This is a genomic window from Erythrobacter alti, assembly GCF_037996805.1.
GTDB lineage: Bacteria > Pseudomonadota > Alphaproteobacteria > Sphingomonadales > Sphingomonadaceae > Alteraurantiacibacter > Alteraurantiacibacter alti.
In genome coordinates this window covers 161,584-184,173 of sequence record NZ_JBBNAX010000001.1, presented here as the reverse complement: position 1 = coordinate 184,173, position 22,590 = coordinate 161,584, and the positions used below count along the sequence as shown (strand labels likewise).

At 60.1% G+C, this 22,590-nt stretch carries 12 protein-coding genes; 4 read left to right on the top strand and 8 right to left on the bottom strand.

The features are described 5' to 3' along the window. Window positions 1-59: 59 nt before the first annotated feature. The 8 genes from AAC850_RS00800 to AAC850_RS00765 all read right to left on the bottom strand — a co-directional run bounded on the left by AAC850_RS00800 (window position 60) and on the right by AAC850_RS00765 (window position 14,418). Window positions 60-1,991, bottom strand: a complete 1,932-nt coding sequence (locus AAC850_RS00800) for a proprotein convertase P-domain-containing protein (RefSeq protein ID WP_340586450.1) — start codon at window positions 1,989-1,991, stop codon at window positions 60-62. A 68-nt stretch (window positions 1,992-2,059) separates the two neighbouring features. After that, window positions 2,060-7,159 carry a hypothetical protein gene (locus AAC850_RS00795; protein WP_340586447.1) on the bottom strand — a complete coding sequence of 1,700 codons (5,100 nt, stop codon included), beginning with the start codon at window positions 7,157-7,159 and terminating at the stop codon, window positions 2,060-2,062. Between the two features lie 47 nt (window positions 7,160-7,206). Then, window positions 7,207-8,271, bottom strand: coding sequence for a hypothetical protein (locus AAC850_RS00790; RefSeq protein WP_340586444.1), 1,065 nt, complete (start codon window positions 8,269-8,271; stop codon window positions 7,207-7,209). A gap of 72 nt (window positions 8,272-8,343) precedes the next feature. After that, window positions 8,344-8,820 carry a hypothetical protein gene (locus AAC850_RS00785; protein ID WP_340586441.1) on the bottom strand — a complete coding sequence of 159 codons (477 nt, stop codon included), beginning with the start codon at window positions 8,818-8,820 and terminating at the stop codon, window positions 8,344-8,346. 31 nt (window positions 8,821-8,851) lie between these two features. Then, window positions 8,852-9,835: a hypothetical protein gene (locus AAC850_RS00780; RefSeq protein WP_340586440.1), complete on the bottom strand. Its 984-nt coding sequence runs from the start codon at window positions 9,833-9,835 to the stop codon at window positions 8,852-8,854. 463 nt (window positions 9,836-10,298) lie between these two features. Continuing rightward, complete coding sequence (locus AAC850_RS00775; RefSeq protein ID WP_340586437.1) at window positions 10,299-11,687, bottom strand: alpha-amylase family glycosyl hydrolase; 1,389 nt, start codon at window positions 11,685-11,687, stop codon at window positions 10,299-10,301. Then, on the bottom strand, window positions 11,680-13,242 hold the full coding sequence (locus AAC850_RS00770) for an MFS transporter (protein WP_340586434.1): 1,563 nt from the start codon (window positions 13,240-13,242) through the stop codon (window positions 11,680-11,682). The genes AAC850_RS00775 and AAC850_RS00770 overlap by 8 nt, the downstream gene beginning before the upstream one ends. 129 nt (window positions 13,243-13,371) lie before the next feature. Continuing rightward, on the bottom strand, window positions 13,372-14,418 hold the full coding sequence (locus AAC850_RS00765; protein WP_340586431.1) for a LacI family DNA-binding transcriptional regulator: 1,047 nt from the start codon (window positions 14,416-14,418) through the stop codon (window positions 13,372-13,374). 321 nt (window positions 14,419-14,739) lie between these two features. On the opposite strand from AAC850_RS00765, the gene AAC850_RS00760 reads away from it, so the two are divergent. The 4 genes from AAC850_RS00760 (at window position 14,740) to AAC850_RS00745 (ending at window position 22,575) form a co-directional block, all read left to right on the top strand. After that, a complete protein-coding gene (locus AAC850_RS00760; RefSeq protein ID WP_340586429.1) occupies window positions 14,740-17,481 on the top strand; it encodes a TonB-dependent receptor in 2,742 nt (913 codons plus the stop codon). A 122-nt stretch (window positions 17,482-17,603) separates the two neighbouring features. Then, window positions 17,604-19,118, top strand: coding sequence for a tryptophan halogenase family protein (locus AAC850_RS00755; RefSeq protein WP_340586426.1), 1,515 nt, complete (start codon window positions 17,604-17,606; stop codon window positions 19,116-19,118). Next, the gene (locus tag AAC850_RS00750; protein WP_340586423.1) at window positions 19,115-20,983 is read left to right on the top strand and encodes an alpha-amylase family glycosyl hydrolase; all 1,869 of its coding nucleotides are present in this window, start codon (window positions 19,115-19,117) and stop codon (window positions 20,981-20,983) included. The genes AAC850_RS00755 and AAC850_RS00750 overlap by 4 nt, the downstream gene beginning before the upstream one ends. After that, the gene (locus tag AAC850_RS00745; protein WP_340586421.1) at window positions 20,980-22,575 is read left to right on the top strand and encodes an alpha-amylase family glycosyl hydrolase; all 1,596 of its coding nucleotides are present in this window, start codon (window positions 20,980-20,982) and stop codon (window positions 22,573-22,575) included. Before AAC850_RS00750 ends, AAC850_RS00745 begins: the two co-directional genes overlap by 4 nt. The last annotated feature ends 15 nt before the right edge of the window (window positions 22,576-22,590 follow it).

The window sequence follows — 22,590 nt, the reverse complement described above, 5'->3', positions numbered from 1 at the left end:
CCGTAGTCGGTCCACAACCGGTTTCCCGTTGTCTTCAAGCAGACTGCCTGGCCTTAGCCCTAATTGATCGTAGCTTCGAAAGTGAACGCCGCAGTGCTGCCGCCTGACAGGCTGGCCCGTGAGTAGGTCACAGTTCCGGCGGCAAAATTTGCTCCTGCAGGGTCGGCTTCGTCGGCCCCGGCCGCGTCATCATCTTCAGCGGTATTCGCAGCCTCACAGGTCAAGCCAGAGAGGATCGTGCCCGCCAGGTATGTTACTTCGGTCGGGAGATTATCGACCGCCGTAATTGCCGTGGCTGTTGCAGAACCGGTATTGGTGATCTGAATGCAATACCGGATACGGGCGCCGGGTATGGCCAAGGGATCTGTGGTTCCGTTCACCGGATCCTCGACCGGAGCACTGCTCTTGACCACGATGAGATCGGTATACGGTCGACAGATCTGGATCCCGCCGCTCATCTGGATTGCCTGTCCGTCAGGATTGGCCGGAGCCAATGCGTGGTTTCCGTATTCGATGATGATTGAATCGATAGCCTGATCGAAGGTGACTATGACATTGCCATTGGGCTGATCGGCTGCCGAACCGGCATCGCCATAGGCTGAGTTTCCGATCACGTAATTGGCAGTCCCATTTGTCAGTACCGGGATGACAACATCAGTTCCCAAGCGGCCCGTCACGGTCACCCTGTCAGCAAAATCGTTCGCTGCGTAATCGACATCGAAGATCGTGAACTGGGCACCATCGACAGGCTGGCCGAGCGTGACGGTCGTGGTCGCAAACTGCGTCGCATTGTCAAAGTCGATCGCTTTCGAAAGCGACGTCGTGTTCTGCGCCGCAGTCGTCAAACGGGGATGCTGGCCGCCCAGCGAGGCCACGTCCAGCCACGGTGCGGGTGAGGAAAGTGACCAGTTGAATGCGCCGAGACCCGTGAGCGTATAATTGTTCGTGGTGCTGCCTACTGGCCAGTTTCGTCCCGCCCAATCAAAGGTCAGAAAACCATCCGGGCACGCCAGCGTAGGCGGGATGCCCGCCTGGCGTGTGCCGCTGACAGTGAAACTGGCGAAGTCGTTGTCGTCTTCTGCAATAGAGCCATTGCCCGGTGTGGAATCAAAATCGTTCCTGTCCGATGTCCTGACTTCGGCAACGTTGGTAATTGTGGCGCCTGCCGTTGCTGTCACCAACGCGGTGATCGTCAATGTGGTCGATTGACCCGGAGCAAGCGTCGGTAGGCTCCAGATGCCGGTAGCAGGCGCATAGGATCCGCTGCCGGAGTGGCTGAGATAGGATGCACCGGGCGGCAGCTGGTCGAGGACCGTAGCGGTTGCAGACTGGGTGGAATTTCCCGCGTTGCTCACAGTTACCGAGTAAACGACATTGGATCCGCTTGCGGGCGAGGAGTTGTTGACCGTCTTCTGCAGCGAGAGATCTGCAAACGGTCCGGTCGGTTGCGAAGTGAGATAGAGTTCGGAGTGATAGAATTCGCCAGTACGATTGGGACCGGATGCATGACAGATTTCGAGCCGCCAGGTGCCTTGGCTGTTCTTGCCATCGAAGGCGGAGAGGGCTGCGTTAGGGATGAAATTGTGCTGGAATCCACCGTTCACGGCTGCCGTTGAATAATTGTTGCCATTGCCATCCGAGTTTACGACTTGCGTGCCCTCGTCATTCAGGCGCCAGTTGAAATTGTCGCCGAAAATATTTCCGTTCTCATTGACCACCCGTACTCGGGTGCCGTCCGGATGTTGAAGCGTAAACCGCAAGTTTCCGCGATATGTGTGCGCGCCGCGCGCTCCGATATCGACATCTGCAAGAACGAAGTTCTGGGTGACATTGTAAGTGCGCACCAGCGGGTTGGTGCAGGGCGATGCTGTTGGGCTGATCGTGCCGTTGACCGTATTGACGTAGGTAAACGTCTGCTGTGCCTGTGCCGCATCGGCGAAGAGCAGCGTTGCCAGCACACCTGCCAACCAGAAAAAGATGCGCGTGATCATCAGGTGCACCCCTGGCCGATTATGGTTAATCCGACGTAAAATTGTGGCAGGAAGGGGAGGTTGCGTGGTCATCGGCCCAATCCCAGGAAGCTGAAGGTGTCGGCGTCGAATTTCATCCGTACTGCGGCATAGACACCGCGATCGGTGTTGCGTGCGGCGGAGAAATCCTCGTCGCGGAAACCTTCGATATTGTAGCCAAGCGTCAACAGAACGCCGTCTGCAGGTACGAATCCGATTTGCGGACCGACCGCGAAGCTGGTGACATTGTCATCGAGATTGGTGCGCACTGTTCCCATGGCGCCGACCTCGACCCGGTCACCGATGCCGATCCGCGCTTCTGCACCTGCAAGCAATGACGTTCCCGACAGGTCGAATCCTTCGAACTCATCGAAATTATGACGCACGGCGACAAACAGACCGAATTCGTCACGGCGGACCTGTTGATCGACGCCGTTCTCATCCTCTTCCCAACCTCGCGGCGACCAATTGGTCGAAACACTTGCGATAAGGCGGCGGGAAACGGCATCGCCGTTGACCGTGAGGGCGGTGCGACCGGCTGCACCGGTCTCGCCAAAGACTGCACCAGTGACCTCGTCACTGCGATATTCCAGCTTGCCGAGCATGGCGAATTCGGAATCGTCGGGACGGTGCGCGTAAGCGAGGGCGGCATCGAAAATTTCACTGGTCGCGCCATTCTCGCCATCCGCTTCGGTCCAGGTGAAGCCCGAACCGACCACGCTGCCTTCGCCAAGCTGACGGATCGCGCCGAAGGTAAAGCCGGTACGGTCGGCAAATTCGCCATCGCGGTACTCGCCGCGCGCTGTCGCGCTCCAGCGATCACGCCGCCATGCAGCGCCCAGGGTGACAGCGGTGAAGTCCTCGAACAGCGCGCCGCCCGGGCCAAACTGGCCACCACCGGACACGGGATGAAGCGGATTGACGACGTCAGACACATCTGGCGACCCGCCAAGCGTGTGACTACCATCAATCGTCGCATCGATCGAAAGCTCCGGGCTTACTTGAAGCGTTTGCGCCAAGCCAAAAGCAGCGAAGCTGCGATTGCCGAACTCATCTATACGCTGTTGTCCGAGCGAGGAGGTAATCTGCCCACCTTGCCAGGGCACAATTTCGAAACCGCCGCGAATGGTGCGAGCTTCCACATTTTCGCCCTCAGCGATTTCGTACAGACCGACAAGACGCACATTATCGGTGATCGCATAGCGCGCGGCCAGACGATGGCGAGCGGGCAGGTCAATCGATTCTGTAGCATCCAGCGCAAGACTGCTCGTGGCGCTCACCTCGAGGTCGTTGTCGAGCAAGCGGTGAGTCACGCCGCCTTCAAGGACCGTCGACCGATTGCGCGTTCCGTCAGCCAGTCGATCGTCGAAATAGGCGATACCTACGGTAAGATCGGTGTCCTGGGACTGGTAGCCCAGCTGCACCTGAACGGCGCGGCGGCGGCTATCGTCATCGATTGCGTCGTCCTGCCATGCGCTTCCGAGGATGGAGAAATGCTCGTCGAGACGCAGCCGTCCATCGAAACCGAATTTGCGGCGACCCAGTTCAACGCCATTTTGTTGACCGACACCGAATTCGCCATCGAGTGACTGGGCATAGGCAAGAATGTCGAGGGCGTTGGTCTGGTGCTGCAGTTCTACTGACCAGCCTGTCGCGGTGTCGCCCTGCGAACGGCTAAGCGCGGCTTCTGCGCGGATTTCCGTTGCCGTCCCTATGCGTGCGCGCAGGTCGATGCCGCCCATTTCGGTTCGTGGCCCATCACCTTTGTCAGTGACGGCAGTTGCACCGATGCGCAGATCACCATCGTCGCTGGTCCAGTCGATACGCAGTCCGGCATTAAGTTCGCCGTCGCCAAGTTCATCAATTTCATAATCGATTACAATGAATTGCGGATTGAGGTTTACATCACGGCTCAGGATAGGCTGCTTGAAGCTGATCGTGCCGGAAAGCAGGTCGATATCGTAATCGATAAAGCGCGTAAGCGTGCGGCTTTCCACGACCAGTTCGGAACGGAAGCGATCGCGTGTTTCGATCACCACCTGCTCGCTGTTCGCTACCAGGCGGCGGCTCGACAGGCTGTAAGGACCGGAAATACCCTGGCCCTGGATTTCATCGCGGCGGAAGCGTGTGCCGATCTCGGCGGCGAAAGCCTGCACGCCGAATTGGCCGATACGTGCTTCCCCGGTTACGCCAGTTGCCGTGCGGTTGTACCGAGCGAGGCGCGTTTCGTTGAAGCCGGTCTCGAAGTCGCCATAGAGAGCATAAAAGCTCGAGGTTTCAATACGGACATAGAGTTTCTCGCGGCTCGCGGCATCGAAGCGGCGGCTCGATGCGTCAGCGAAGACCGTGTAATAGGCGTTGGGATCGATAGTCCCGAGCAGGCGCTGGTCGTCGCGCTGGTCGGCGCTGTCGTAGGCGACCGTGACCAGATAGCGGCCCAGCACGCGACCCTTCGCATAGAGCGCCACGCGCGCGTTGTCGCCGAGGTCGCTGTCAAAGCGGCCCGACCGCTCCATATTGTCCGCCACGGTGCGAGCGCCGATTGATCCCTCGGCAAGACCGATGATGGTCCATTCGATGTCGCCCGGTTCGATCCAGGCTTCAACCGCCTGATCGCGCGCGATTTCGCCGTCGTCGAAGCGGAAATCGAGGCGCAGCGATCCGCTGACCATGGTCGGGGCGAGTTCAATGCGGGCGATGCCCTCGTTGCCCGTAACGAGCCAGCGCGCCGAAGAGGTCTGACCGATGCCTGTGAGCTGGTCGAGTTGCTGGCGCTCGAGCTGTTCGGCGCTTTGATAAGGCGAGGCAATCGTGAATTCGCCGGACACGCCCTCGCGAAGCGGACGCCCATTGTGGTCCAGCACCCGGATTGCCACGACCGGACGCGTGCGGCCGTCTGCTATAAGACTCGAATGGTCCGGCAGGAACTGGACACGTGCGGGTGTCGAGGTGAAATAGACCACGCGTTCAATCGTGTCGGCCACCTGGCCTTCGGAATTGACGAATCGTGCGGTCAGGACAGTGCGTTCGTCGGAAAGCGTCACATTGCGCCACAGGCTGACCGCGTAATCGCCTTCAACCGCATTCCTGGTTCCTTCAAACGCCAGTGGCTCGACCGGATTGCCATCGACCATAAGGGTCACCGTGGTTCCCTGGCGATGTCGAATGGCGGCGTGAACCGCGGGCGCACGGGGATTGTGGTCGAGTTCAGGGGAGAGCCAGCCATCGGGTCCATCGCCCAGCGCCAGCCAGTTGGTCCGTGGTGCGCGCGCCGGTTCACCTACCGCGCCATCGGTCGATCCAGTTGTTGATGCGGTTGTATCAGCACCAAGATTACCTGTTACCGGTTCGGCGGTGAACGCTGGATCGTCGCTGGGAGCTTCAGCGGTGATCAGTTCCATATATTCCAGCGGAACGACCGCGTGGAAATCTGCGACCATCAGCGAGCCGCCCCAGCCAGTCACAAAGCGCGAGGAGGCGCTACCGGCGTTGCGAGTGGAACGATGGCAATCGACGAACTCGGCGCCTTCCGGCAAAGTCATCCCGGCTGCCTGCACGACATGGGTGCCGGGTACGACGCCTTCGAAGTGATAGCGTCCGTCGGCATCGGAAATGGCAAAACTGCCGTCTTCCATCATGACACGAACGCCGGGGATGCCGACCCGTGGGTCGTCGACCGAGCAAGGACCGGCGGTGATGCGGCCGATAATGGTCATCCGGCCGGCAATCGTGTCGCGCTCGATATCGACCGATGCGGTTGCAAAGGAAGTGCGGCCAAGTGAATCCGTTGCCTGCACCTGGTTTTCCGCAAGGCCGGGCGCTGCATCGGGGCGCACGGTCATCGCATATACGACACGGCGGGTGGCATTGCCGGCAATATCGCCAAGAGCGATGGTCAGCAGGCTGCCGTCAGGCGCAATCTCGATGGCGTCGGGCGAGCTTTGCCCGTCGATGCGGATGGAGTCGCGGCGCAGGCGCAGCCAGGGCGAGGGCGTATCGACGAGGGTCACATCGCGCTTGGCGCGCGTTGCATCCTGATTGCGGACTTCAATGGTGTAGAACACCACATCGCCCGGCTCAGCAGTCTGGCGTGAGGCCGTCTTGGTCAGGCTGACGGAGAGGCTCGGACGATCGAGCGGAATATCGATCTGGACCGGTGTCGGGTCGGTAAGGGTAAACTCGCCGCCGTAGGAGGCATCGAGAATGACGAATGCGCGTCCATCAGGCCGGGTCAGCATTGCCAATTGTCCGGGAGTCACGATGGATGGCGCGGTGTAAGGGGCAGGCGGCTCGATCGTCAGCCGGTATTGGCCCAAAGATGTGAACGGGAACCAGTATTCACCCGGCCCCATCTGAACGACATTGCCTGCCGCATCGGTAACCGGCTCTCCCGAAATGACGGTCGAGGGCCACGGAGTTACGCCATCGGGTCCGAAGACCACTGCCGGCTGCCCGGTCCGGGCATCAACCAGGGAAACGACCGCCCCTGTAACGGGTTCGCCGGTCTCGCTGTCAAACACGACGCCGAAGGGATCGGCGAGGACATCGACATCTGCACTGACGATGACTGCGGTCTGGCCCGGTCGGGTGACGGAAATCTCGATGGTGTTTCCATCGTCAAGGCTCAGGCGGCAATCGTCGCGTGCGGGCTGTCCCACATTCCTGATGGTCGGAATGCGGCCAACGAACTGACCCGTGTTCGGACCAGTCTCGTATATCGTGATCTGTTCGCTATCGCCTGACGATGTCCGAAGCGTCGCCTGCAGGCTTTCAACCCGTTGCGAATCTAGATTGGCCGAGGCGGCATCAACCCGAAAAATCAGGTCTTCGCCCGCGGTTATGACGCTGGTCCGACTGACTGTCGAGGTAACTTGCGCCGCATTTTGCGGAGCAGCCTGGCGACCTGCGTTGACCGCACACACCGGTGCATAATAGCTCAGGTCGAATGAACCGTCGCGGACCTGGTGGAATGTCGAGATTATCGGTGTGCTGTCTTCGACAGGAATCGAAACGATATTGGATTCGGTCCCGGAAACCGTGCCCCCGAATACCCAGCTCGCTTCGGCAATATTGTCGATCGTGCTTTGTGCGCTTGCCGATCCTTCGGGCACGCCGAATGGCGACAGCACTACCATGAGTGCTGCCGCCAAACGACGAAGAGAAGAACCAAAACGCACGTCGTTCTACTCGTTCGCGATCAGTCGATCGTGACCTGGAAGTAGAGCGAACGGGTTTCGCCTGCCGGAATGTTTTCCAGAGCATTCGAAACCGTAGCAGTCGTCAAGTCGTACGACTTGTCGGTCTGCGTGCCGCCGGAGCAAACGCCGGCCGATGCCGATCCATTGATCACGATGTCGCCGGTCGTGCCGTAGGAATTCGGCGCGAACGTCACCTGCGTAGGCAGCGGGTCAGATACTGTGATGTTGGTCGCTGCAAAGCTGCCGCCGTTTACGACCGCAATGCAGTATTCAACAACTGCACCCGGGATCGCCATCGGATCGGTTGTTCCATTGACCGGATCGCTGATCACGCGGCTGGTCTTGCTGACTGTCACGCCTGCACCTGCCACCACGAATGTGTTGGCATCCGAGTGATCGCCGGCATTGGCGTTGTCGACCGTACCCGCGGCATCGGCGAGAACCGTATCGACACCGGTGGTGTTTGCACCTGCCGTGTCAGTGAACTTCGCGCCCGCGCCTGTGCCGGTACCGGCTGCAGTTGCGTGCACGTCTGCAACCAGATTGACCACGGCAGTGTTACCTGCAGCAAGTCCGGCCTGGTCGATATCGCCGACGACATAGACCGTGCGGGTCTCGTCTTCGGCCACGTCTTCGAGATAGGTCACAAGCGTATCTTCATCCGCCTGGAACCCGGCAGTGGTGCCGTCTTCGACGTAGAACTGCACGTTCGCGATATCGAAATTGTCGGTCGTGGACTGATCCACCGACAGGACAAGATCAACTGTATCGTTGGTCGTGTTCGTTACCTGGAAGGCAACGGCAGCATTCTGCTGGTCCTGCACAACGGTAGTCGTGCCACCGACATCGGCGACGAGGACATTGACCTTGCGGTCAACGGTCAGCGTATCGGTGTCCTGGACATCGGTTTGTTGGACGTCATTGACTCTGAAGCTTACCGTAACTGTATTCTGGATCCCCGTGCCTGCGTCGGTGCCGAGATCGGCTGCCATCGCAGGTACGGTGCTGACGGCGACGAGTGCTCCTGCACTCACCGCACCCAGCAACTGCTTTGTGCGTTTCATTGTACTGTTCCTCTCTTACTTAGCCCCGCGCAAATCCTGCCGCCCGCGGGAGTGACGGTTAAATCCAGCTCATCAGCGAATGATGGCGGGATATTCCAAGCGGCCGCTCTGGCCGGGTTCGACCACGCCGAGCGTCCAGCGAATGTGGGTGACGTCGGCATGTTCGGCCGCGCGCGTTTCACCAGTCTCTGACTCCACTGTCAGCGTTGCCAGGGCACCCCAGCTTTCGCCGCCATCGACAGACACCTCCAGACCGGTATCGGCATCGGGCGCGAGGCGGACAGCTGCCGGGACCGGGTTGGTGAGTACGAAATCGTTGACCGGGTCGCTGCCGATATTGCGGTAGTCAGTCGTAAACAGCAGCCGGTCGCCAGGGACGATCACATCGGGCTCGACCATCTCGGTCGTTTGCACACCGTTCTCATCAGTCACGACGCGCACGAGATGGACATCGCCTTCCAGCACCAGCGGGCTATCCTGCGCCGCCATTGCAGGAGCGGAGATCGCCAAGAGAGTGGCGGTGATTGGAATGAAGTATTTTTTCAACATATCTGAAGCCTTTATGCTCGATAACTCGAATTTAGTTTACGATGACGTCGAAGGTGATGACACGTGCTGTGCCACCGGCGACGGTCCCGAGATCGACAGAGATTTGCGTGGTATCGGCGTCGCCTTCATCGTCGCCCACAGCGTCGGTGAGCGAGGTACCATCGAGGGCAAGCGAGCCCGCGCGATAGCGAGTTCCGGCAGGGTATCGGTCCGTGACTATGAGTTCATCGACGGCACCGGATCCTGAAACATTGGCTGTCACGGTATAGGTGACGATCGCGCCAGGAACTGCTGCAGATCCGCCGAATGGGTCGCTTATCGTTGCCGACTTGATCAGGTCTACGCTGGTGAGGCCGACAACCATCGAGCCGATGGCATTGTCGTCTGCGCCGGTTAGGCCGACGATCGCATTCGTGCCGTCTACGCCCTGACCGACAAACGTGGTACCCGGCGTGCCGGTGCCTGTGACCGCTTCTGCAAGCAGATCGACATCGCTTTCTTCCCCGTCAGCTACGCCATCGGGAACGGTGACAAGAACAAAGACGGTGAGATTGGCTTCCGCGTCCAGCAATTCCGTGGTGGCTGGTCCTGTCAGGATCTCGTCGATACCGGGATCGTAAACATTGTTGCCATTCCGATCGATGGCGATGTTGTCGACTACCGTGTCGAAATCATTGCCCGCGACCGACGGATTGGCGGACAGTTGAAATGCCTCCGGCCCGTTGCCCGTGTTGGTGATCTCGAAGGTCAGAACTGCCGAGCCCGGTGTGACCGCAACTGGTCCGGTGTTCAGTGACGTAACCGTAACATCGAGCAGCTCGTTGACCTGCACGACCACAGTGTTTGAATCTATCGTTCTCGTGCCCGAGCCATCGTCGAACGTTGCGTTCGCCGTATTCTCGATCAGCGTCCCGGCAGACACGCCCTCTGCATAAGCGGGCTGGCTGGCCAGAATTAGAGCAATAGGAATGGTAGTGCCTGCGAGAGGCAAAAATTTTGCGACCGTTTTTTTCATGCCGCAGAGAACTAGGTAAACACCGCTAAAAAAAAGTTAACGCAGTGGCGAATGAGATCGATAACAATGTTGGATTTACGCCGGTTTCAGCGTTAATTTTTGATACATTTTCGTAAAATGATGTAACTTTTCAGGGAGGTTGGAGGCAGAACTCGCGCTTGCGTACCGCCTGTATCACGTTGGCCGGAGTAGTGTGCCGCGCTCAATGGTTTCGCCAAAATGGGGGCGCCAGAACATGGAGGCAGTATAAAAGGTTAAAAATCAGCCTGATAAATGAAAAATATAAAGCAGATTCGACCTAGTTATCACCTGATCGTGATGTAGCCGGATGAAAACTCTGGCAGCCAGATCAGTCCAATTGTGGAGTGCGGATGGATTTAGAATAATTTCAGCGGAAATTAGAAATAGTGTGAGATAAGCCAAGCAACATGTTCAAAATTAAACCAGTTTACCAAGGTCTGCTTCAGTTTGAGCTTCGAGAAAGCAATCTGAAGCCCCATGCAGGAAGCGAAACAGTGTCGCCCTCAGCCAGTGTCACATCCTCGCCCGTGCGGAATTCGCTGTAGGACCCGGCGGCCAACCCGTCCGCCAGCGTCGCTGTGACCGGATTGCCTGACAGGTTGAACAGGCCAACCACCTTGTTGCCATCCTGCTGGCGCACCCATGCAAACAGCTGCTGCGGCTGGTCGTTCACCACCTGATGCATCCGTGCACCCCATTTGCCATTGTGCAGCGCCGGATTGGCATCGCGGAAAGCGATCAGGTCAGCCAGTAGCGCGCCGTAGGTGCAATCGTCGCCCTGGCTCCAGTCGATCGGATCACGCTCGAAGAATTCCAGCCGCTTGGCGTTGCAGGCCTCCATGCCGTTGTGGATCAGCGGCAGGCCTTCGCCGGTGAAGGCGAGTGCGGTCATTGCCTCGAGCGCGGGTCCGTAGTTCTCGTAAATCGTCCCTTCCCACGCATTGGAATCGTGGTTCTCGATATAGGTCATGCGCATGGCTTCGCGCGGCCACAGGCTCTCGTTCTCCGCATAATAGCCGAACAGGCTGGTGGCGTTGCCATCACCGCGAGCGATAGCTTTGCTCGTGTGGTGCCAGTCCCAGGCATAGGTGGCATCGAAGCTGGCGCGGTGAAATGCGGTTTGCTGAACCTCGCCAAGCATGAAGACAGGACGGATGGCGTCGAGCCTTGTGCGCATGGTCTCCCAGAAATCTACCGGGACATATCCCGCCACATCGGCGCGGTAGCCGTCGATACCGAACTCGCGCACCCAATATTCCATCGCGCCGCCGACATGCTCGCGCACGCCGGGCTGCGACCAGTCAAGGTCGATGATATCGGACCAGTCCCACCACGGGGTTGGGCGGAAGTCGCCTTCCCAGGTCTTTTCGTACCATTCGGGATGATCGGCGGCGAGCTGGTTGTCCCAGGCCGTGTGGTTCGCCACGAGGTCGAGAATGACGTGGAAGCCCTGTTCATGCGCCGCATCGACGAAGCTGCGGAATTCCTCCTCTGTCCCGAATTCGGGGTTTACCGCGTAATAGTCCTGCACCGAATACGGGCTGCCCAGAGTGCCCTTGCGGTTGACCTCCCCGATCGGATGGATCGGCATCAGCCACAAGATGTCGACGCCAAGCTCGCGCAGCCGGGGCAATTGCTGCTCGGCCGCTGCGAAGGTGCCTTCCGGCGTGAAGTGGCGTGTGTTGATCTGGTAGAGTACAGCGTCGCGGCTCCACTCCGGGTTCTCGATCTGCACAAAGGACTGCGGGGCCCATGGATCGGTGGTGGCCAGATCATCTCCGCCACAAGCGGCGAGCAGCAGGGGTGCAATTGCAGTGGCCAGCTTACGCATCGACCGTGTCCCGCTTGTCCTCGCCAGGCACCGTCACGCGGAGCATGGCGAAGGCGGCGAGCGTCCAGCTGGCGGCGGCAAACAGCATCGTCCAGATCGGCTCGTCCGGGAAGAACGCATTCATCACGCTGCCCATCACCGTCGCGACCAGCAATTGCGGCACGACGATAAAGATGTTGAACAGCCCCATGTAGATACCGAGCTTCTTCTGCGGCAGGGCGCTGGCGAGAATGGCGTAGGGCATGGCGAGGATCGAGGCCCAGGCTATCCCTTTCAGCACTTCGCAGATGATCAGCAGGTTCGGTTCACGCAGCACGAAGAACCCGAGGAAGCCGAGAGCACCGAGCAGCAGGCAGGTCATATGCGTGCGCGCCTTGCCGTATTTGCGGCTTAGAGCAGGGAGGACCAGCAGCGCGGCGACGGCGGCGACGCCGTTCTGCACAGTGTAAATCAGGTTCCACCAGTTCGCGCCCTGGTTGTAGGCCTCGGTCGTCGGATCGGCGCTGCCGAAGTAATATTGCGAGACGATCGGGCCCGAATAAATCCACATGATGAAAAGCGCCGACCAGCTGAAGAACTGCACCAGCGCGAGCCGTTTCATCGTGTCGGGCATTCCGGAAAAATCGCCGACGATGCTGGAGAGCATGTTGGCGCTCTTGCCCTGCTTCGCCAACCAGATGCCGATACCGCTCAGGACCCCGTAGGTCGCCAACAAGCCGCCGAGCAGGAAAATTTCCTTCTCCAGTTCGAGGGGGCCAACCAACAGTGCGACGAGCGCGCCCGCTGCTATCCATGCGAGCGGCCCGGTGTAACCCTTGGCGGCGAGGGCGCTAACGCCCGCGGCCTGCTCCACCTCACGCTCGGCCTCGAAGACGGCCATCTGTTCGGGCGAGTATTCCTTCGTGGACATGACCGTCCAGCCGATCGCGCAGAACAGGGCGACCGCGCCCGCCCAGAAGCTCCAGCGGACCGTGTCGGGGATCTCGCCCGCGGCGGCGACATTGCTGACGCCGAACTGTTCGAGCAGCCAGGGGAAGATCGCGGCGACCACCGCGCCCGCACCGATAAAGGCGGTTTGCACCGAATAGCCGGTCGAATGTTGCGACTTGTCGAGCATATCGCCGACGAAAGCGCGGAAAGGCTCCATTGCAATGTTGAGGCTGGCATCGAGCACCCACAACAGCGCGGCAGCAAACAGCAGCGGAGCGGCAAATGTGGGCGCGAGCGGCATCAAGATCAGCGAAATTGCGGCGAGCAGCGCGCCGGTCATGAAATAGGGGCGACGACGACCGAAGCGGTTCCAAGTGTTGTCCGACAGGTGACCGATGATGGGCTGTACGATCAGGCCGGTCAGCGGAGCGGCAACCCACAGGATCGGCAGATCGTCCATGCTGGCGCCCAGCGTCTGGAAAATCCGGCTCATGTTCGAATTCTGGAGGACGAAACCAATCTGGATGCCGAAAAAGCCGAAGCTGATGTTGGCCAGTCCGCGCCATCCCATCTGCGGCTTGCGAGCCGGGTTCACAACAGGCTCTGCGCCCTCGATCGATGCCATTCGAATTTCCTCTACCCGTCATACCCAATGCGCGGCCGGTCTGTGCCGTCCTGCGTCAATTCAATGGGCTGGCATGATTGGTCGATGCCGACAATACGTATACGAATGTATCGCTCGGTGACGGCACGCTCAGGAGGCGGCGGTAGCCCCGGTGCTGGCCCGCACGATCAACTTGGTGGGCAGGCGATTGTCCGGACCTTCGCGCTCTTCCACCTTGGCGAGCAGCGTCTCGACCAGCCTTTCGCCCGCGCCTTTGATGTCCTGCATGATCGTGGTGAGCGGCGGGTTGGTGAGGCTGGCGGCGGGGATATCGTCGAAACCGACTAGCGCGACATCGCCCGGCACGCCCAACCCCGCTTCGGCAAGCGCACGCATCGCGCCAATGGCAATCAGGTCGCTGGCAGCGAAAATTGCGTCGAAGGGCTCACCGGCTTCGATCAGCCTGCATGTCGCTGCATAACCATCTGCCTCGGTGGTGATGGCGTCATGCTGCAGCGCGCTGTCGGGCGCAATGCCGGCATCCTCCAACGCCTTGCACATACCGCGGTAACGCTGTGCGAATTCGGGATAGTGATCGTCCGCATGGCCCAGAAACGCGAGCTTCCTGCGACCTTGCTCCACCAGGTGCGCCCCTGCCAGCCGTCCCGCACCGAAATTATCCGATCCGATGGTGGAGCCGGATGTCTCGCTCGTCACCGAACCCCAACGGGCAAAATGCGTGCCTTGCCGCTTGAGCTCTTTCAGGCGCGCTTCGTATTCGGTGTAGTCTCCGTAGCCGAGCAGGATCAGCCCGTCGGCACGGTGGCTGTCCTGATATTGCACGTGCCAGTCATCCTCCATTTTCTGGAAGGAGATCAGCAGATCCAGCTTGCGATTGGCACAGGCGCGCGTGATCGAGCCGAGCATGGCAAGAAAGAAGGGATTGATCATGCTTTCGTCGGGCGTCGGATCTTCGAAAAAAAGCAGCGCGATCGTGTTCGATCTTTGCGAGCGCAGCGAGGATGCATTCTTGTCGACCGTGTAGTTGAGGTCGCGCGCAATGGCCTTGATCCGTTCGCGCGTGGCTTCGCTTACCGATTTGTCACCGCGCAGGGCGCGGCTCACCGTGGGTTGAGAGACCCCGGCAAGATACGCGATATCGAAGCTGGTTGGCCGACCTGTCGGGGCCCGTCCCATGCAACCTCCCTGCGGCGCTTGGTATTTTTGCGCCCGTTACAAACGGTAAAAGCGCACAGCATCATTTGCAAACCGAACAGGCTGTCTCACGCCGATTTTGGGCAAGCTGTTGCATCCGGCAAACTTGCGACAATTCGGCCACACTGCGCCGACCGGCGAGAATTGCGTATACGTATGCTGTCTTCCGCCACCGGCGTTCGCCCTCGATACGTGAGGCACAGACATGGCGCGCTCTGCGGGGCGTCGACCTTGCGAGTATTGGACGAGGATTAGCCGGTCGGGACCATAGAATGTCCGCCGGCGCTTGATCGGGGACACTGAATGAACATCCGTAATACACTGCGCACCGGTGCCAGCACCACTGCATTTGCAATCGCAACGCTGGCCCTTCCGGGTGTGGCTCTTGCCCAGGACAATCCTGCCAATTCCGAACAGGAAGAAGCGCAGGAAGCCGACGAGAGCACGATCATCGTGACCGGCTTCCGCCAGGCGCTCGACACGGCCGTTTCCGAAAAGCGCTTCAACGACCTGATCGTTGAGTCGGTTTCTGCCGAAGATATCGGGCGCCTGCCTGATGCTTCCATCGGCGAATCGATTGCGCGCCTTCCCGGCGTGACCTCGCAGCGCCTCAACGGCCGCGCGAACGTGATCGCCATTCGCGGCCTCGGCCCTGATTTCTCGCAAACGCTGCTGAACGGCCGCGAGCAGACTTCGACCAGTGATAACCGCGCGGTCGAGTTCGACCAGTATCCTGCCGAAATCGTCAACCAGGTCGTTGTCTACAAGACGCCGTCCGCTAGCCTTGTCGGACAAGGTCTTGTCGGCACGATCGACGTCCGCACGATCCGTCCTCTGGAAGCTGGTGAGCGGGTTCTCGCCATCGGCGGCAAGGGTTCCTACGCAGATATCGGCGCGCTGAACGCCGGTTCGAACGAATTCGGTTATCGTATCAACGGCACATATGTCGACCAGTTCGCAGACGATACCATGGGTATCGCGCTTGCTGTCGCCTACACCAACGAGCCGTACCAGCTGCAGGAATTCAACGCCTGGGGATACGCCGGTAACGGCGATCCGGGCAGCCCCTTCGTGATCGGCGGCAACAAGAGCTTCGTGACCTCGACCCAGCTCGAGCGCCTTGGCTTCAACGGCACATTCCAGGCCGAACTTTCACCCGCGCTGATGCTGACGGTGGATGGCTTCTATTCCAACTTCGACGATGAATCGACTAAGCGCGGCATCGAGCTTCCACTCGGTTTCGGCGCGTTCGGCACCACCTTCGATCCCAGCACTGCCACCGTGGTGGACGGTCCGTTTGGCGGCTTCGCCGAAGCCGGCACATTTGAGAATGTCGAAGGCGTTGTTCGTAATGACATCTTCCAGCGCCAGGCCGATCTCTATTCGGGCGGCGTGAATCTCGCCTGGGACGATGGCGGCCGCTTCAGTGCTTTCGCCGACTTCGGCTATTCGCGCACCGACCGTAACGAACTGAGCCTCGAAAGCTATTCGGGCACCGGTTACAACGCAGGTGTTGGCGCAACCGACACCATCGGCTTCGTATCAAACACCGAAGGCACCAGCTTCTCTCCCATGCTGGACTATTCGGATCCGAACCAGATCGTCCTTACCGACCCGCTGGGTTGGGGTGGCAGCCGGGTGCAGGCGGGCTATTTCAACAACCGCATCCTCGAAGACGAGCTGTTCCAGTACCGTCTGGGCACGGCCTATGAACTGGACGGCTTCTTCTCTGCCGTACACGTTGGCGTAGCCTATACCGACCGCAGCAAGAGCCTGACGCCGGACGAATTTTTCATCCTGCCGGCCAATGGCGCGACCGAAGTCTCGATCCCGTCCGAACTGCTGCTGCGCTCGACCGATCTCGGCTATCTCGGTCTTGGCCCGATCGTCAGCTATGACGCGCGAGACGTGATCGATGCTGGCCTGCTCGTCCTTGATCGCAACACCTCGAACGACATCCCGGCGAAGGCCTACTCGATCTCGGAAGAATTGCTGACCGGATATGTCCAGCTCGATATCGAGCAGGATTTCGATGGCGGCGTATTCACCGGTAATGTTGGCGTGCAGGCGATCCGTACCGACCAGAGCTCATCGGGCATCGCTTTCGCTGCTGGCGAGCAGGTTGACATCACGCTGGGCGACACCTTCTGGGATGTCTTGCCAAGCGTCAGCTTCACGGCGCGTTTCGACCACGACCTTGTCCTGCGTCTGTCCGCATCGCGGCAGATCCAGCGGCCACAGCTCGACGACCTGCGTTCGGCTATCGGATACGGGATCAACAACAACGTGGCCGACAGCCCCACCGGGCAGGCACCGTTTATCAGCGGCGGCGGCGGCAACCCGCTTCTGCGCCCCTATCGCGCGAATGCGATGGACATCAACATCGAGCAGTATTTTGCTGGCGGATCGGGCGTGGTTGCGCTGCAGTTCTTCTACAAGGACATCGTCAGCTACATCGATGGATCGCGTACAGTCTTTGATTACGCGGGCCTGCCGACACCTGCCGGCCAGACTCCCGTCACCACCATCGGTTACCTCGATTCAGAAGTGAACACGGGTGGCGGCGACTTCTACGGGGCAGAGCTTTCGGCAACGGTTCCGTTCGACGCCTTCATCGGCGCGCTCGAAGGCTTCGGCGTGACCGGCGGCGTCGGCTACACGAAGACCAAAATCGAAGATGCCAACGGCAATGTCGACCAGATCCCCGGCTATTCGGAATGGGTCGCCAACGGCACTCTCTATTACGAACGCGGTGGCTTCAACGCCCGTGGTAGCGTGCGTTATCGTTCGGAATTCCTTGCCGATTTCACCGGCTTTGGCGGATCGCCCACGCGCCGCCTGGCCCGCGCAGAGACGATTTTCGACGCGCAGATCGGCTATGATTTCGACACCGGTGCGCTCGATGGCCTGTCGGTTTACCTGCAAGGCCAGAACCTCACCAACGCACCGTTTGTCTCGCAGTTCAACGTGCCTGAACCGCGTGCGGTAATCGATTATCAGGAATACGGGCGCCGCTTCCTCGCAGGCTTCACCTATCGTTTCTGATACGACCCTGGCCGGCGGGGAGTAGCACCTCCCATTTGACTCCCCGTCGGTCCACCATGCGGCATCGGTTGATGCGCCATGCATGGTGGATTGACGCCACGGGGTCGGCATAGGGCAGCGATATGACGGACACAGCTCCAACTCGATTTGTGATTGCCGGTGGCGGAACTGCCGGCTGGATGAGCGCAGCCACGCTGGCCCGCTTTGCCCCGCCGGGGACAAGCATCACATTGGTTGAAAGCGATGCCATTGGCACGGTGGGCGTCGGCGAAGCGACTATCCCGCAATTCCACCTGCTGCACCGCGCACTCGGCATCGACGAGCAGGAACTGATGCGCGCTACCAAAGCCAGCTTCAAACTGGGTATCGCTTTCGATGGCTGGCTGCGCGAAGGGCATTCCTACATCCACGCATTCGGGCCGGTCGGACGTGCATCGGGCCTGATGCCGTTCCACCAGCTGTGGCTGCGCGCCAGGCAGGCGGGTTTCGCGAAGGAGCCGGGCGCATACTCGCTCAACGCGGTGGCCGCACGCGCGGGCCGAATGCGACGCGGGCAGACCGCCCGAGGGCAGGAAATGCCCTATGCCTACCACTTCGATGCGGGCCTCTACGCCAGCTTCCTGCGCGAGTATTCCGAAAAGCGCGGAGTCACTCGCGTCGAAGGCACGATTTCCGCCGTCGCCCGCGATGGCGATAGCGGAGACATCGCGACGCTCGAACTGGACAGCGGCGCGCGTATCAAGGGTGATTTCTTCATCGATTGCACCGGCTTCCGTGCCCTTCTGGTCGAAGGCGCGCTCGAAGCAGGCTTCGACGACTGGAGCCGCTACCTGCCGTGTGATCGCGCCATGGCGGTTCCTTGCGAACAGGGCGGCGAGTTCATTCCCTATACCCGCTCGATCGCGCACAAGGCGGGCTGGCAGTGGCGCATTCCCTTGCAGCACCGCATCGGCAACGGACTGGTCTATTCAAGCGAATATATGTCCGATGACGAGGCCAGCGCCACGCTTCTTGCCAATCTCGACGGAGCACCGCTGTCCGACCCGCGTCCTATCCACTTCACCACCGGAATGCGGCGCGAACACTGGAAGGGCAACTGCCTTGCCGTGGGTCTTTCGGCCGGTTTCATGGAGCCGCTGGAATCAACAAGTATCCATTTGATCCAGAGCGCGATCAGCCGCTTCCTGACCGTATTGCCCCAAGGCCGCGGCGAGCAATCGACGCGCGACTGGTTCAATGCGCAGGCGCGCTTCGAATGGGAGCGCATCCGCGATTTTCTCGTGCTGCATTATCATGCCAACCAGCGCGTTGGAGAGCCGTTCTGGGATGCGCTGCGCACGATGGAACTGCCCGACACTCTCGCGACCAAGCTGGCGCAATGGCGCGCTTCCGGCCTGATCCACCGCGAGCATGAGGAACTGTTCACCGAGGTGGGCTGGTTCCAGGTCCTCGCAGGGCAGGGTGTCGAGCCGGCAGCGTATAATCCGGTCGCTGATGCCTTGCCCGAGGCTGATCTGCGCGCGCTGCTGGAGCAGACCGAGGCCATAACCGCTCAACAGGTCGGCCAGATGCCCGGCCACAAAGATTTCCTGCAATCCTATGTCGGCGGCATGGCCCGCCCGGAGATTCCCGCATGATTATTCGCCCAAGGATTACCCATGCCCTTGCGCTGGCGCTTGGCGCCGCAGCGCTGCCCGGGTGCGCGACCGCCCAGCAGGCGGCAGCTCCCGTAGCTAGCACGACTGGCGCGGAGGCGAGTTATCTCGACCGCTTGCCGAGCGAGGAAATTATCTATTTCGTTCTTCCCGATCGCTTCGAAAACGGCGATCCGTCGAACGACACCGGCGATTTCACGGGTGGTCGGCTGGAAACGGGCTACGACCCTGCCGCACGCGGTTTCTATCATGGCGGTGACCTTGCCGGTCTGACCCGGCGGCTCGATTATCTCGAAGGGCTTGGCGTCACCGCGATCTGGTTCGCGCCGATCTTCCAGAACAAGCCCGTGCAGGGTCCTGAAGGCGATGAAAGCGCAGGCTACCACGGATATTGGGTGACCGACTTCACCCGGCCTGACGGCCATTTCGGTACGCGCGAGGAATTTACCGCTTTCGTCGAAGCCGCCCATGCGCGCGGGATGAAGGTCTACATGGACATCATCACCAACCACACGGCGGATGTGATCCGCTATGTCGAAGGCGATGACACCGGCTATGTCTACCGCAGCCTCGGCGATTTTCCCTATTCGCGGCGCGGCGGTGTCGACGGCGAGCCGATCAATCCCGGCTTCATGGGGCATGAGGATTCGGGCGAGGCAAACTTCACCCAGTTGACCGATCCAGCCTATGCCTACACGCCGTATGTGCCCGATGCCGAGCGCGAGGTGAAAGTCCCCGCATGGCTCAACGATCCAATTTACTACCACAATCGCGGCGACACGACTTTCACCGGCGAAAGCAGCCGCTTTGGTGACTTTGTGGGACTGGACGATCTCTTTACCGAACACCCGCGCGTTCGTGCAGGCATGATCGACATCTTCTGCGACTGGATCACCAACACACGGGTCGATGGCTTCCGCATCGATACCGCTCGCCATGTCGATCCGGGCTTCTGGCGCGAATTCGTACCGGCCATGGAAAGCTGTTCCGAAGCGGCGGGCATTCCCAATTTCCACATGTTCGGCGAAGTCTACATGGACTCGCCCAACAGTGGCTACATCGCGCAATACACCCGCCGCGACGAGCTGCCCGCCGTGCTCGATTTCGCCTTCCAGTCGGCCATGCGCGAGATACTGGGTCGCGGGCAGGGCACCCATGTCCTCGCCGAAATGTTCGATGGCGACGTATTGTATCAAGGCGGCGAGGCGACCGCGCTCACGCTGCCGACGTTTCTCGGCAATCACGACATGGGCCGCTTTTCCACGCTCATCCGAGAAGACATGGCCGGAATTTCGCAGGATGAGCTGCTCGCCCGCGTCAAGCTGGGCCATGCCATGATGTTGACGCTGCGCGGTTCACCAACCGTCTATTACGGTGCGGAGCAGGGCTTTGTCGGAGATGGCAACGACCAGATGGCGCGCGAGGACATGTTCCCCAGCGTGACTGCCGAATATAATGATAATGTGCTGATCGGCACCGATGCCACCACGGCGGACAGTAATTTCGATACGGCCCATCCGCTCTATCGCCTGATTGCCGAATTCTCCGCGATCCGGCGGGCGCATCCGGCGCTTAGCCGGGGTCGCCAGCAGGTGCGCCATTACGAGCAGGAGCCGGGCATCTTCGCTGCTGCGCGCTTCGACCCCGACGATGGCACCGAATATCTTGCCGTTTTCAACACCACGGCTGTCCCGCGTTCGGCCAATGTGCGCGTCGGTTATGATGCGCGCGCTTTCGAAACGCTGGCAGGGGCCTGCCCTGCCGTGGTGACTGCACCGGGCAGCGCCGCCTTCACCGTTCCGGCCTTCGGTTGGGCTGTTTGCCGCGTAAGCGAGACAGCTGAATGAGCGAAGCGCAATCCGATTTGCCATGGTGGAAGGGCGCGGCGATCTACCAGATCTATCCGCGCAGCTTTATGGATTCCAATGGTGACGGCATCGGCGATTTGCCGGGCATTACCTCGCGCCTCGATCACGTGGCGCGGCTGGGTGTAGATGCGATCTGGGTCAGCCCGTTCTTCACCTCTCCCATGAAGGATTTCGGCTATGACGTGGCGGACTACCGCGATGTCGATCCGATCTTCGGGACGCTGGCCGATTTCGATGCAATGGTTGCCCGCGCCCATACACTCGACCTCAAGGTGCTGATAGACCAGGTATATTCGCACAGTTCGGACGAGCACCCGTGGTTTGTGGAGAGCCGATCCAGCAAGGATAATCCCAAGGCTGACTGGTATGTCTGGGCCGATCCCAAGCCGGACGGTTCTCCCCCGTCGAACTGGCAATCGGTCTTCGGTGGACCCGCTTGGACATGGGACGCGAGGCGGGGGCAGTATTACCTTCACAATTTCCTCAGCAGCCAGCCGCAGATGAATCTGCACAATCGCGAAGTGCAGGACGCGGTGCTCGATGTCATGCGCTTCTGGCTCGATCGCGGTGTCGATGGCTTCCGCATCGATGCGCTCAATTTCGCAATGCACGACCCGCAACTGCGCGATAATCCCCCCGCGCCGGAGAATGGCAAGGCACGCACGCGCTCGTTCGATTTCCAATTGCGCGTTCACAACCAGTCTCACGCCGATATTCCCGCATTCATCGAGCGTATCCGGACGCTTACGGACGAGTACGATAGTATCTTCACTGTTGCCGAAGTTGGCGGAGATGACGCCGATACGGAAATGAAAGCGTTTACACACGGAGAAACGCATCTCAATTCGGCCTACGGCTTCGACTTTCTTTACGCCGAAAAGCTGACGCCGCAGCTTGTTTGTGATGCGCTCTCCCTATGGCCGGACGAGCCTGACATTGGCTGGCCAAGCTGGGCGTTCGAGAACCATGATGCCCCGCGCGCTCTCAGCCGTTGGTGCCGGCCGGAACAGCACGAAGCCTTCACCCGGATGAAGATGCTGCTGTTTTCCTGTTTGCGCGGCAATATCATTCTCTACCAAGGCGAAGAACTGGGGCTGACGCAGGTCGATATCCCGTTCGACCAACTGCATGACCCCGAGGCGATTGCCAATTGGCCGCTGACGCTCAGCCGTGATGGCGCACGCACGCCAATGCCGTGGAACGCTCGCGATTGCGGCGGCTTCGGCAGTGACAGTCCTTGGTTACCCTTGGGTGAGGAAAACCTTCAACGCGCTGTGGAAGTGCAAGCCGGCGATGAAGGTTCGCTGCTCAATCATACCCGCAACATGCTCGCGCTGCGCAAGGCGCATCCGGCGCTGCACCATGGCGGTGTTTCAGCGTGCGACGTGCGCGGTGATGTCCTGATGCTGGAACGGCGTGCCGAAGGGCAGGTGGTGCGTGTTTTCGTCAACCTCGGGGATGCTGAGGCTTCGCTCGCCCCGTCTGAAACCGCTGGTCCAGTGCTTGCCGCAGTCAACGGCGCGACCTCCGAAATGCTCCCTCCATTCGCAGCCATAGTGGTGCAGTTATGACCTTGATTCGCCTTG